General features: G+C 34.9%; 17 protein-coding genes. 12 read left to right on the forward strand and 5 right to left on the reverse strand.

Annotated elements, in window-relative coordinates:
* The first annotated feature begins 18 nt into the window (after positions 1-18).
* The 10 genes from FNW52_RS20795 to FNW52_RS14485 all read left to right on the forward strand — a co-directional run bounded on the left by FNW52_RS20795 (position 19) and on the right by FNW52_RS14485 (position 6,523).
* Positions 19-177 (forward strand): hypothetical protein, encoded by a 159-nt coding sequence (locus tag FNW52_RS20795; RefSeq protein ID WP_185965993.1) that lies wholly within the window; start codon positions 19-21, stop codon positions 175-177.
* Positions 178-325: 148 nt separating this feature from the next.
* Positions 326-487, forward strand: a complete 162-nt coding sequence (locus FNW52_RS20800) for a hypothetical protein (RefSeq protein WP_185965994.1) — start codon at positions 326-328, stop codon at positions 485-487.
* Positions 488-624: 137 nt separating this feature from the next.
* Complete coding sequence (locus tag FNW52_RS20805; RefSeq protein ID WP_185965995.1) at positions 625-786, forward strand: hypothetical protein; 162 nt, start codon at positions 625-627, stop codon at positions 784-786.
* Between the two features lie 139 nt (positions 787-925).
* Positions 926-1,081: a hypothetical protein gene (locus FNW52_RS20810; protein ID WP_185965996.1), complete on the forward strand. Its 156-nt coding sequence runs from the start codon at positions 926-928 to the stop codon at positions 1,079-1,081.
* A gap of 202 nt (positions 1,082-1,283) precedes the next feature.
* Positions 1,284-1,448 carry a hypothetical protein gene (locus FNW52_RS20815; RefSeq protein WP_185965997.1) on the forward strand — a complete coding sequence of 55 codons (165 nt, stop codon included), beginning with the start codon at positions 1,284-1,286 and terminating at the stop codon, positions 1,446-1,448.
* Positions 1,449-1,532: 84 nt separating this feature from the next.
* Positions 1,533-1,724, forward strand: coding sequence for a hypothetical protein (locus FNW52_RS14465; RefSeq protein WP_143378162.1), 192 nt, complete (start codon positions 1,533-1,535; stop codon positions 1,722-1,724).
* Between the two features lie 112 nt (positions 1,725-1,836).
* Positions 1,837-4,029: a peptidase domain-containing ABC transporter gene (locus FNW52_RS14470; RefSeq protein ID WP_143378163.1), complete on the forward strand. Its 2,193-nt coding sequence runs from the start codon at positions 1,837-1,839 to the stop codon at positions 4,027-4,029.
* 263 nt (positions 4,030-4,292) lie between these two features.
* A complete protein-coding gene (locus FNW52_RS14475) occupies positions 4,293-4,640 on the forward strand; it encodes a four helix bundle protein (protein WP_143378164.1) in 348 nt (115 codons plus the stop codon).
* 2 nt (positions 4,641-4,642) lie between these two features.
* The gene (locus FNW52_RS14480; protein WP_143378165.1) at positions 4,643-5,959 is read left to right on the forward strand and encodes an HlyD family secretion protein; all 1,317 of its coding nucleotides are present in this window, start codon (positions 4,643-4,645) and stop codon (positions 5,957-5,959) included.
* A gap of 159 nt (positions 5,960-6,118) precedes the next feature.
* Positions 6,119-6,523 carry a hypothetical protein gene (locus FNW52_RS14485; RefSeq protein WP_143378166.1) on the forward strand — a complete coding sequence of 135 codons (405 nt, stop codon included), beginning with the start codon at positions 6,119-6,121 and terminating at the stop codon, positions 6,521-6,523.
* A 42-nt stretch (positions 6,524-6,565) separates the two neighbouring features.
* Here the strand turns inward: FNW52_RS14485 and FNW52_RS14490 are convergent, their stop codons facing one another.
* The 3 genes from FNW52_RS14490 to FNW52_RS14500 all read right to left on the reverse strand — a co-directional run bounded on the left by FNW52_RS14490 (position 6,566) and on the right by FNW52_RS14500 (position 8,468).
* The gene (locus FNW52_RS14490; RefSeq protein ID WP_143378167.1) at positions 6,566-7,273 is read right to left on the reverse strand and encodes a tRNA1(Val) (adenine(37)-N6)-methyltransferase; all 708 of its coding nucleotides are present in this window, start codon (positions 7,271-7,273) and stop codon (positions 6,566-6,568) included.
* 107 nt (positions 7,274-7,380) lie between these two features.
* Entirely contained in the window at positions 7,381-7,905 is a 525-nt protein-coding gene (gene rimM / locus FNW52_RS14495) for a ribosome maturation factor RimM (protein ID WP_143378168.1), read from the reverse strand.
* Positions 7,906-7,919: 14 nt separating this feature from the next.
* Positions 7,920-8,468 (reverse strand): 30S ribosomal protein S16, encoded by a 549-nt coding sequence (locus FNW52_RS14500; RefSeq protein WP_143378169.1) that lies wholly within the window; start codon positions 8,466-8,468, stop codon positions 7,920-7,922.
* Between the two features lie 197 nt (positions 8,469-8,665).
* Between FNW52_RS14500 and FNW52_RS14505 the strand changes: the two genes are divergently transcribed.
* Positions 8,666-9,145, forward strand: coding sequence for a DUF6252 family protein (locus FNW52_RS14505; RefSeq protein WP_143378170.1), 480 nt, complete (start codon positions 8,666-8,668; stop codon positions 9,143-9,145).
* A 354-nt stretch (positions 9,146-9,499) separates the two neighbouring features.
* On the forward strand, positions 9,500-9,865 hold the full coding sequence (locus FNW52_RS14510; RefSeq protein ID WP_116759447.1) for an RNA-binding protein: 366 nt from the start codon (positions 9,500-9,502) through the stop codon (positions 9,863-9,865).
* Positions 9,866-10,082: 217 nt separating this feature from the next.
* Here the strand turns inward: FNW52_RS14510 and leuB are convergent, their stop codons facing one another.
* Both leuB and FNW52_RS14520 read right to left on the reverse strand, forming a co-directional pair.
* Positions 10,083-11,144, reverse strand: a complete 1,062-nt coding sequence (gene leuB / locus FNW52_RS14515) for a 3-isopropylmalate dehydrogenase (protein ID WP_143378171.1) — start codon at positions 11,142-11,144, stop codon at positions 10,083-10,085.
* 239 nt (positions 11,145-11,383) lie between these two features.
* Positions 11,384-12,907 (reverse strand): alpha-isopropylmalate synthase regulatory domain-containing protein, encoded by a 1,524-nt coding sequence (locus FNW52_RS14520; protein WP_143378172.1) that lies wholly within the window; start codon positions 12,905-12,907, stop codon positions 11,384-11,386.
* Between the last annotated feature and the right edge of the window lie 6 nt (positions 12,908-12,913).

Consider the following 12,913-nt stretch of genomic DNA (forward strand, 5'->3'; position numbering starts at 1 on the left):
CTATAAAAAACTATTATCATGTTAAAAAAGATTTTAAAATTAGAAGGAGCTCAAGAATTGACGGAATTGGAGCAAAAAGTTATTAAAGGAGGTCTTCCATATTGCGAGTTCGGATATCCAATTCGTATTTTCGAAAACGGTCGTTGGAAATGGATCTGTAGTGGAGAAGAGATTTAATGTTTTCAAACTTATAATACAGAAACTTTTTACTAAGATTACAATTGAAGTAAATAGTCTTTTTTGAAGTTATTTTAAACATAAAGACTCAAACCTCAAGTGTCTTAAAATGATTGGGGTATTAACTAAACTTTTAAAACTTTAGATTATGTTAAAAAGAATTTTAAAACTAGAAGGGGCTCAAAAATTAACTAAGAATGAGCAAAAACAAATTGATGGAGGTCTATTGATTAGAAAATGTCCATGGGGAACTTACGACTGTGAAGGTGATGGCAGATTTTGTATAAAAAGTGGACAATATTGCCCATAAGAAATCAAACCTAAATTCATTTAAGTTTTAACACTAATCTGCTTTATTTTAAGCATGTATTTCATTTCGACAGAGGTACCCTCCCCCTAAGTGTACTGATATGATAGGGGATTAACCAATTTCTAAAACTTTATATTATGTTAAAAAATATTTTAAAACTAGAAGGGGCTCAAAAATTAACCAAAAATGAGCAAAAAACTTTAATTGGCGGGATACTAATAGGTTGTCCGGCTGGAACACATCAATGTGAGGATTCAGGTCCTTATAGATGTGTAAAGAATGGGATGATGTGTCCATAATTTAGATTACTATAAAGAGGGAGCTATGTGATAAGGAGTGTTATTGCATAGCTTCTTTTATTCGGAATTTCAAGTGACACAAAACTCCAAGTGTCTTAAAATGATTGGGGCATTAACTAAATTATTAAAATTATAAATCATGTTAAAAAACATTTTAAAATTAGAAGGAGCTCAAAAATTAACTAAAAAGGAGCAAAAAAGTATTTCGGGTGGGTATGTGCCGATCTGTTGTTTAAGATGGAATCCTAGAACTAGAGTTTGTTCTCTATGGGATGACGCTTGTTTGGGACAATAATATAAAGTTGTAGTAAAACAATTCATTTAGGAGCTATTAAATTTTCTTTATTAGCTCCTTCTTGTAAAGGTATTCTATTAATAATTCTACTTATTTAAAGTCATTGTATTAAACTCTAAATATAATAACTGCTTTTTTTAGAGAGAAAGTAAGTTTCTCAAAAAAAATTGGGTATTAATTAAACTACTAAAAACGTATAATCATGTTAAAAAGCATTTTAAAATTAGAAGGTACTCAAAAATTAACTAGAAATGAGCAAAAAAGCATTTGCGGTGGAGATACACCTCCAAATTGCTATGATCCTGAAACCGAAATGTATTCATGTCCACTTCGTATAGGCAGAACTTGGATCTGTGTTTATTGTTAAAACGGTTTAATACGATAGATAGACACAAACCTCAAGTGTCTTAAAATGATTGGGGCATTAACTAAATTATTAAAACTATAAATCATGTTAAAAAACATTTTAAAATTAGAAGGAGCTCAACAATTAACTAAAAAGGAGCAAAAATCAATTAATGGGGGATATGGATGTATTAGAACCTTTTATTGGACAATGACAGCAGCCGAATGTGCTGATGAAGGGGGCATTTATAATGCGAGTACTGGAAAATGTCGCGTTAGTGAAAACATTTGTCTATAGTTCAATTTTTTCATAAAGATAGTAGAGAGAAGATTTATTTTTCTCTCTATTTTTTTATAGTAGTTATATGAAATAAATGTCTTAATTTGCTTTCAAAATAATAAGTGTTACATTGAAGAAATTTCCCAACTACAAACAGGCCGATTCTAAAGACTGCGGCCCTACCTGCTTAAAAATTATTGCCAAGCATTATGGCAAAACGATAAACATTCAAGAATTAAGAGATTTTAGCGAGACCACTCGCGAAGGCAGTAATTTATTATTTCTAAGTGATGCTGCCGAGAAAATAGGCTTTAGAACTTTGGGAGTAAAACTCAATTTAAAAAGTCTAGAAGAAGTGCCTTTGCCTTGTATTTTGCATTGGAACAAAGAACACTATGTAGTCCTGTATAATGTTAAAAAAGGAAGGTATTTTATTTCAGACCCCGGTTTTGGGTTAATTGAGTATAATGAATCCGATTTTATAAAATTTTGGATAGGGAATAATGCCGATGATACTACTCAGGAGGGTATTGCTTTATTACTGGAAGCTACGCCAAAGTTCTTCCAGTCTGAATTTGACAAGGAAGAAAATAAGGGATTTGGATTTGGATTATTGTCTCAATATGTATTGCGATACAAATCCTTCTTAATGCAGTTAAGCGTTGGTTTATTAGCCAGCAGTTTGTTGCAGCTTATTTTTCCTTTCTTGACACAAAGTATTGTCGATGTTGGGATTCAGAATCAAAATATTCATTTTATTTATCTCATACTGTTTGCGCAATTGTTTCTTTTTGCGGGAAGAACAGGACTAGAACTCATTCGGAGTTGGATACTTTTGCATCTTTCTACAAGAATAAATATTTCCCTAATATCAGATTTCTTTATTAAATTAATGAATTTGCCCATTTCATTTTTTGATGTTAGAATGACCGGAGATATCATGCAACGCATAAATGATCACCATCGAATAGAAAAAATTTTAACTACTTCTTCCTTAAATGTATTGTTTTCTGTAATCAATATGTTTATTATGGGAGGGGTATTGGCCTATTATAACCTTCAAATTTTCTTTGTGTTTTTTGCAGGAAGCATACTGTATTTTGGTTGGATTACCCTATTTCTTAAAAGAAGAAAAGAGTTGGATTACAAGAGATTTTCGGAAGTAAGTCAGGAACAAAGTAAAGTGATGGAGCTCATCAACGGGATGCAGGAAATTAAATTGCACAATGCCGAAAAACAAAAACGCTGGGGATGGGAATACGTACAGGCGAGATTGTTTCGGGTTTCTATAAAAGGATTGGTACTAGAACAAACACAAACGATTGGTTCATCGGTTATAAATGAGTTAAAGAACATTTTTATTATTTTCCTTTCGGCAAAATTAGTGATAGACGGATCCATTACTTTAGGGATGATGATGGCAATAAGTTCTATCGTGGGGAGTTTGAATGGCCCAATTACCCAACTTATTGAGTTTGTCCGTGAATTGCAAGACGCCAAAATTTCCTTGGCTCGTTTGTCTGAAATTCACGAAAAAGAAGATGAGTCCCAACAAGAAATGCATCAAACACACGATATTCCAAAAGACAGTGCTATTGTTATAAAGGATTTGTGTTACCGTTATCTGGGGTCGGATATTTCTGTTTTGGACAATCTGAATTTAACGATTCCTGCCCGAAAAGTTACCGCTATCGTGGGCGTTAGCGGAAGTGGAAAGACTACCTTAATGAAACTATTGCTTAAATTCTATGATCCGGACAAAGGGGAAATCAATTTAGGAAATACCCAACTCAAAAATATTGCACAAAAATCTTGGAGAGCCAACATAGGTGCTGTAATGCAAGAAGGCTTTATTTTTAATGATACGATCGCCAATAATATAGCCGTAGGAGTGGATTTAATTAATAAAGAGCGTCTGGTGTATGCAGCAGATGTGGCCAATATCACGGAATATATCTTAGGATTACCACTAGGATATAATACTAAAATAGGTAGTGAAGGAGTAGGGATGAGTACCGGACAAAAGCAACGATTACTTATTGCCAGAGCTGTTTACAAAAACCCTGAAATGTTGTTTTTTGATGAAGCTACTTCAGCCTTGGATGCCAATAATGAAAAAGTAATTATGGGTAAACTGGATCTTTTTTTTAAGAATAAAACGGTAGTGGTTATTGCGCATCGATTGAGTACAGTAATGAATGCCGATCAAATTGTGGTGCTAGACAAAGGGAAAATTATCGAGATGGGAAGTCATTCGGCATTGGTAGAACAAAAAGGAAATTATTTTGAATTGGTTAGAAATCAATTGCAATTAGGGAATTAAGAAGGAGATGGAAGTTGGAAGAAGGAAGAAGGAAGAAGGAAGAAGGAAGAAGGAAGATGGAAGTTGGAAGTTGGAAGTTGGAAGATGGAAGTTGGAAGCGGGGGTGTTCTCGATATTGCGATTTCGAACTTCCAGCTCCCAGCTTCAAACTCCCCGCTAATAAACACACACTATGAGTTTTAAATTTGAAAGATTAATAATCTGGCAAAGAGCAATGGATTTTGGAGGGGATATTCATAAGCTTTCGATACAATTTCCTAAAAATGAAACCCACAACAAAAGACATTTTTCTTCCGAATAAAAAAAAGTGGGTTCCTGACAACCAAATTGCAAATGTTTTTTCGGAAGAAATGTATAATCTTTCGTCACAAATTCTTAGAGCTTCAGATTCTGTAGCTTTAAATATTTCGGAAGGTTCAATTTTACAATCTAATCTAGAATTCAATCGATTTTTAGGATATTCTGTTCGTTCATTGGCAGAAACAATAACTTGCTTATATAAAGCGGAGAGAAGAAATTACATTAGTAAAGAAATATTTGATAAACATTATAATGAAGCTTTTAATTTAATGAATATGTTAATAGCCTTCAAATCTAAAATAAAACAATAAAAATGCCTGAATTACCAGCTACCAGCTCCCAACTCCCAGCTCCAGACTTCCAGCTTCGCAGTGAAGAAGTACAAGATATTCTTACTCGTGTTCCGCACTGGATGATTCGCTGGGGAACCGTTTTGATTTTTGGAATCATCATGATGCTTTTTTTTGTGTCTTGGTTTTTAAAATATCCGGATGTAGTAAGTACCGAAATTGTCATTACAACTACAATTCCACCTGAGAAAATAGTTGCTAAAACTACTGGAAGAATCGAAGCTATTTTAGTAAAAGATAAAGCAGCAGTTTTAGAAAATACGACACTTGCCATAATTGAGAATAATGCCAATTATAAAGACGTTTTTATTTTAAAAAACGGTATCGATCATTTTGATTTAAATGGGACTGTAAAATTTCCGTTTCATTTACTGGAAAAAGCACAATTAGGAGATGTTGAAAGTGCGTATGCCATTTTCCAGAAAGAATATTCTGCCGAAGAACTCAATACACAACTGCAACCTTTTCAAATAGAAAACAAAGCGCAGCATTCTGAGAATACTCAAATAAAAGAGAGGTTGAGGCTATTAGAGCAGCAAAAAACAATAAATGAAAGCGAATTGCAACTCCAAAAAAATGATGTCAATCGTTTTGAAGTTTTGTATAATAAAGGAGTAGTTTCTACCCAGGATTTTGAAAACAAGAAATTAGGTTATCTTCAAGCTGATAAGAATTATAAAAGTTTATTATCCTCGATTTCTCAATTAAAATCATCTTTAATTGAGAACACAAAATCAAGTCAAAGCTCTCAAATAAATGGGACTAGAGAAACAGTAAATTTAGATCGTAGTGTGATGCAAGCTTTTTATCAATTAAAAAAAGCAATAAAAGATTGGGAGTTGACCTACACTTTAAAGTCATCTGTTTCTGGAGTGGTTACTTTTTTGCAAGTTTGGACAAAGAACCAATCCATAGCCTCGGGAGACAATGTATTTTCGATCATACCCACAATAAAAGAAGGATATGTAGGCAAAGTAAAGGCTCCTGCATTGAATTCTGGAAAAATTAAGGTGGGACAAAAAGTAAATATTCGATTGTTCAATTTTCCTGACAGGGAGTTTGGTGTTTTAAGGGGGAAAGTAAGTAATATTTCATTGGTGCCAGACAAAGACGGTAATTTACTAATAGATGTGTCTTTGCCAAAGGGATTAGAGTCTTCCTATAAAAAGCAGATTCCTTTTCAGCAAGAAATGAAAGGATCTGCGGATATTGTGACCGAAGATTTGAGATTGTTAGAACGTATTCTCTACCAGTTTAGGGATGTTTTCAAAACAGAGTAGTATTGAGATTACCTTATATGTCAAAACAAAACTGACAATTAAAAGGTATAAGAAAGTAAGCAAGAAGTGTTGGATAGAGCGATACAATTTTGTAATATTGGGGGATAAATTAATAGATGTTAATCAGCTGTTTTCCCCAAATCAGCCAAAATCAAAATTATGAAAAAACAAATAGCGCTTATTTTATTATTATTAGCAGGGTCAATCGGGTATTCACAAACACAAACACAAACACAAGCTCTGGATTGCAGTAAACTTAAAAACTTCAAAGCGTATAATCCAGACTATCCTAAAAGGACTTTTGTGGTAAAAGGTGCCACTCAAGAAAGTTATGACAACGGAGTGCTTCAATTGGTTTGGAGTGTTAAGTGGATCAGCGACTGTGAATATGAAATCACTTGCGTTAAAAAGCTTGGAGAATCTCAGATGGAAATAGGGGATAGAATTATTATGACAATTGTGAGTATTGACGATGACTGTTTCACTGTTAAAAGAACTTTTTATAGTAAAAATTTTCCAGAAGGAGATGTTGATCCAGGTAGCACATACTGTCTAGCAAAGTAGTAGATCAGTTTTAAAAAAGTTGAGAAAGTTAAAGGATTTTTATTACATCTTCAAATAAAAATCCTTTGTCAGCTCAATGTATTCAGGAGTATAGACGTGTCGAGCCGTTTCAATAATCAATTCATTTGTAAGTACAGTTGCGTTTTCTTTTCGGCTAAAAGCCAATAAGCTACGCTTGATTTCGGTGGTTGGAGTTCCTTTGACTCTAGTAATTTTTATAGGATACAATTCGTATTCTTTGGCAAGAGCCATAAAGTTGCCCTCTTCTTTGAATGGGATAATGACAGCGAATACACCGTTTTCCGAAAGCAATAAATCGGCAGCTTCGACCAAATCCTCAAAAGGCATAGCATCGGCGAAACGTGCGATATCGCGTTGTTCGTTTTCGGATTTGTAATCGTCGGTATAGAAAGGAGGGTTAGAAACAATTAAATCATACTCATCCTCAGGTTCTTCGACAAATTCGTCTAACCCGGCATGAAAGCAAAATAAGCGATCACTCCAAGGGGAATTTTCAAAATTGTCTACTGCTTGTTCGTAAGCTTCGTCATCAATTTCCAGTGCATCAATTTGTTGGGCGTTACTTCTTTGCGAAAGCATTAAAGCAATAATTCCAGTTCCGGTTCCAATGTCCAAAACACTAAATGGATTATTGTCTATCGGAGCCCAAGCGCCAAGTAAAACACCATCAGTTCCAATTTTCATGGCGCAACGGTCTTGTTCAATGGAGAATTGTTTGAATTTAAACATTAGATTTTTGATTGAAGATTAACGATTGCTGATTTTTGATTTAAAAACATAACAACTGAGAAGTAGTATCAAAAAGTCATCCTATTTGGTTAATCAAATAAACTTTTCTACAAATACATCTCGATCAGCCCTTCCGGTAAATCCATCACGACTTTTTTGTTTTCACGGTCTATTTTAACCAAGAAATGATCAATCATAGGAATAAGAATTTCAACATCGCCTTTCAATACTTCAAAAAGAGGTTGGGCAGTAGTGTCGTTGATAGATTGAATTTCTCCAACAAATCCTAGACGTTTGTCTTCTACTTCAAAACCAATAACTTCGTGAAAGTAGAATTTGTTACCTGTAAGTTTAGGCAACATTTTAAGAGGAAGGTAAAGGTCGTTGCCTATAATGGCATCGGCTTCTTCTTCGGTATTCAAATCTTCAAAACGAATTCTGAGGAAATCATTTTTGTGCAACGAGCAATTTTCAATAAAAAAAGGAACCAAGTGTTTGTTGCATTCAACAAACACTGATTCCAAGTTTTCGTATAACTCAGGTTCGTCCGTGTCTAAATAAGCCAGAACTTCTCCTTTGAAACTAAATTTTTTGGCGATTTTACCCAAATAGAAACAATCTTCTTTACGCATCTTCGCCTTCTAAATTATGCTTCAGTTGTTTCGTTATTTTCTTCAGCAGCAGGAGCTTCTTCAGCAACTTCTTCTTCAACAGCAGGAGTTGCAGCAGCAATAGCATCCGCTTCTGCTTGTGCAGCAGCAGCTAAACGTTTTGCGTTTACTTCTTGTTCTGCTTTGAAAGCTTTTGCTTTATCAGCCGCTTGAGCTTTAGTCAAACCTTCTTTTTTAGCATCAACTTTTCCAGCTTTAGCTTCTAACCAAGCAGCTAATTTTGCGTCAGCTTGTTCTTGAGTTAAAGCTCCTTTACGAATACCTCCATCAAGGTGGTGTTTCAATAAAGCACCTTTGTAAGAAAGAATTGCTTTAGCAGTATCAGTAGGTTGTGCACCATTGTGCAACCATTTTACTGCGCTATCAAGGTTCAATTCGATAGTTGCTGGGTTAGTATTTGGATTGTAAGTACCGATTTTCTCTAAGTATTTACCATCTCTTTTTGAGCGAGCATCTGCTGCTACAACCCAGTAAAAAGGTTTTTGTTTTTTACCGTGTCTTTGTAATCTAATTTTTACTGACATAATCTTGTGATTAAATTTTGAGGTACTCGACCTCGATTAATTAAGGGTGCAAAGATACATCTTTTATCGAAACAAACTAATTTGGTTGTTACTTTAATGAGTGATAATGGGTTAGAGGCGTTTCTGTCTTTGATTTTTGATGAAAATTTAAATAATTAATTTAAAATCCTTTATTTTTGTGTTTCAAAATCAATTGTATGAGTAGATTTTTTTGGGTTATCGCCTTGTTTTTTGTTTTGGTTTCTTGCGAAGATCAAGTTCAGTTTAGCGACCCTTCTTTTCAGGGATTGAAAGATAATGTGATATGGAGGGCGACTTTGATTGTTGCTGTTCAATATCCTGATGGATCTTTGGTTATGGATGCTTATAAAAAAAATGAGATTTTAACGTTAAAAACGAAGTCGACAAAACCTCAAGTATATAGTCTAGGAGTGGACCTTATAAATAGAGCCACATTTGCTCAGGAAATATATGCCGAAAAAACTGCTTTTTCGACTGGTACTAATAATGGAAATGGTCAAATTGAGATTACAGAATACGATGCCGTGAATAGTACAATTACAGGCACTTTTAAATTTAATGCAAAAAATGAATCGAAAGATCCTCTAGCCAGTCCTAATGTCAATTTTCAACAAGGTGTTTTTTATCAAGTGCCGCTCACTATCATTGCAAAATAGATGGTTTTTAGGTTGAGGAAATAGTTGTCTGCATCAGACAAAACAAAGTCAGAGGCGACAACGAATGTCAGACTAATTTTTTTGAAATTTCAGGCATTGAAGATCGATTTTAAAACTTAAGGTAGGGGGGTCAATTTTCTATTGTAAAAAAAATAGTAGAGGGTCTTGGGAGTGCTATTCGGGTTGTTTCGGAAATTGATAAACCGACTAAAATTAGTTTTTTAGTGCCAAAATAGTGATTCGCTATAAAGTTAAAAGGCTCTATATCACAAATTATTTCATAAATAAGCTAATTTATAGTTGTTTAGAAAAAAAATAGAGTACATTTGCTTCAATTATTATAAATAAGTACTTATGAATATTTTTGTTGGAAGCCTTCCATTCAGTATTGAGGAAGCAGATTTAAGAGAGTCTTTCGAGGCTTACGGAGCAGTTGATTCAGTTAAAATTATCACAGATAAATTTACAGGAAGAAGTAAAGGATTTGGTTTTGTTGAAATGACAAACGATGATGAAGCTCAAAAAGCAATTGACGAATTGAACGGTGCTACTGTTCAAGGACGTGCAATCGTTGTAAACAAATCTGAACCAAAACCAGAAGGTGAAAGAAGAAGTTTTAACAATAACAGTCGTGGTGGAGATTCACGCGGTGGTTATGGTGGTGGAAACAGCCGTGGTGGAGACAACCGTGGAGGTGGAGACAGAGGAGGAAGATATTAATATTCTTTTCAATCATATATTAAAAAGGTGTCAATGTAAATTGACACCTTTTTTGTTTCCTCCATCCCTACTTAATTGTAATTAAGTTGAGGATTTTTGATTGTGGATTAACGATTTTTGATTGTAGATTTGGTGTTAGTAAATACAAAATTACTTGTTTTCAGGGATTCACCATCAGCAATCAAAAATCGTTAATCAAAAATCTACAATCATTTTTTTACAAATTAGCAACTAACCAGTCACCAACTTCGCTAGTTTTGTATGCTTTTACTCCTTTGGCAACTAAATCTTCGGTTACAATTCCTTGCTCCAATGATTTGTTCACTACGGCTCTAATGGCTTTGGCTTCCTCTTTTAATCCAAATGCATCTTCAAACATCATCGCTGCAGATAGAACAGTCGCCAATGGATTGGCTATATTCAATCCCGTTGCTTGTGGATAAGAACCGTGGATTGGTTCGTATAATGAAGTATGTTCCCCTACCGATGCAGATGGCATTAATCCCATTGATCCTGAAATAACAGAAGCTTCGTCAGTCAAAATATCTCCAAATAAATTCTCTGTAATCAATACATCATAAGAGTTTGGCCATTGTACCAAACGCATCGCAACCGCATCTACGAATTCGTAGCTTACTTCAACCTCTGGGTACTCTTTTTCCATAGCTTGTACCGTTTCTCTCCACAAGCGAGACGTTTCCATTACATTGGCTTTATCAACACAACATAATTTTTTGGTACGTGTCATGGCTAATTCGAATCCTTTTTTAGCCAAACGTTGTACTTCAACACGAGTATAAACACAGTTGTCGAAGGCCGTTTCTCCATCGTCTCTTCTTCCTTTTTCTCCAAAATAAATTCCCCCAGTTAATTCTCTCAAGAAAACCAAATCAGTTCCTTCAATACGCTCTCTTTTTAATGGAGAATTATCAATCAAAGAAGGGAATGTAAAGGTTGGACGCACATTGGCAAACAAACCTAATTTTTTACGCATTAACAATAACCCTTGTTCCGGACGAACGGGTGCGCTAGGATTGTTATCGTATTTTGGGTGTCCGATAGCTCCAAAAAGAACAGCATCGGCAGCCATACAAATTTCGTGCGTTTCGTCAGGGTAAGGAACACCAACGGCATCAATGGCACAAGCTCCTGTAAGTGCAGGCGTCCAAGTAATTTCGTGGTTGAATTTTTTGGCAATGGCATCTGAAACTTTAACTGCTTCGTTAATTACTTCTGGTCCGATTCCGTCTCCGGCTAAAAGGGCAATATTGAATTTCATTGTTGTTTATTTTTAATTATATTTTTTAATTGAATTTTAATTTTTTGCTTCTACTGGAAATAGTGTGAACATTCATTGTTTTTTTTCAAACCATTAAGATATTAAGTTTATTAAGAAAAGCGACAAACCTTAATTTTCTTAATGTCTTAATGGTTCAAGATTTTTGAAAATTGTATTTAAATGTTTTGAGTTCTACACAAATACCATAAGAATCATTTTTTTAATCAGAATTTGAAAATTTAAACTACCACGACATTCAGCATTTTTTGTGTGGCAATGATAGCGGCAACCGTTTGATCGGAGTCTAATCCTCTTGTTTTAAATTCTTTTCCGTTGTGGGTCCAAGTGATGATGGTTTCGCATAGTGCATCCGAGCTACTGCCTGGAGGGATACGAACCGCATAGTCGATCAATTTGGGCAAAATCATTTTTTTTGTTTTATAAATCTTGGAAAGTGCATTCATAAAAGCATCAAATTGACCGTCTCCTTGTGCATTTTCTTCTATAATTTCTCCGTCAATTTTTAAACAAAGAGTTGTTGAAGGGCGTAATCCTTTGGCATGAACCAATATGTATGATTCAACTACAATTTTTTCTTCATAGGACTGACTGTCTAATACGTCTGAAATGATGTACGGCAAATCTTCTTTGGTAACCGTTTCTTTTTTGTCTCCCAATTCGATGATTCGTTGGGTAACCAATTTTAAATCTTCGGGGTTTAGTTTTAATCCTAATTCTTGAAGATTTTTTTCGATATTGGCTTTACCAGATGTTTTTCCTAAAGCATATTTTCGTTTTCTTCCAAAACGTTCCGGAAGTAAATCATTAAAATACAAATTGTTTTTGTTGTCACCATCAGCGTGAATTCCTGCCGTTTGGGTAAAAACATTATCGCCCACAATAGGTTTGTTGGCAGGGATTCTATAGCCTGTAAACGTTTCAACCAATTTGCTTACGGAGTACAAAGACGATTCTTTAATGTTTATTTTTACTTCGGGCATGAAATCATTAATCACGGCTACGGTACTCTCAAGCGGTGCATTTCCAGCGCGTTCTCCCATTCCGTTTACGGTAACATGCAGTCCGCTGATGCCTGCTTTTACGGCTTCCATCACATTGGCAACACTCAAATCATAGTCGTTATGGGCATGGAAATCAAAATGAATGTTAGGGTATTTTGCCGTAATTTTAGAGATAAATTCAAAAGTATCCGATGGAATAAGAACGCCTAAAGTATCGGGTAATAATATTCTTTTAACGGGTTGTGTCGCCAAAAAATCCAAATATTGAAAAACATATTCAGGGGAATTGCGCATACCGTTACTCCAATCTTCGAGATAAACATTGGTCGCAATTCCGTTTTCATTGGCCAAAGCAATAGATTGTGCTATTTCGGCAAAATGTTGTTCGGGTGTTTTTTTTAATTGATGTGTCAAATGATTTAGAGAGCCTTTGGTCAACAAATTTTGAACTTTGGCTCCTGCATTTTTCATCCACTCGATAGAAATTCCACCATCGACAAAAGCCAAGACTTCGATTCGATCGGTATATCCTTTTTCGGTAGCCCAAGACATAATTCCTTTTACCCCTTGAAATTCACCTTCGCTTACGCGAGCAGAGGCAACTTCGATTCGGTCAATGTTTAATTCTTCCAGCAATAATTGCGCAATGGTTAATTTCTCTGCGGCAGAAAAAGATACTCCCGAGGTTTGTTCCCCATCGCGAAGTGTGGTATCCATTATTTCAATTTTTCTTTTTTCCATGTTTGA

The organism is Flavobacterium sp. ZT3R18 (assembly GCF_007097385.1).
In the GTDB taxonomy this organism is placed as follows: Bacteria; Bacteroidota; Bacteroidia; order Flavobacteriales; family Flavobacteriaceae; genus Flavobacterium.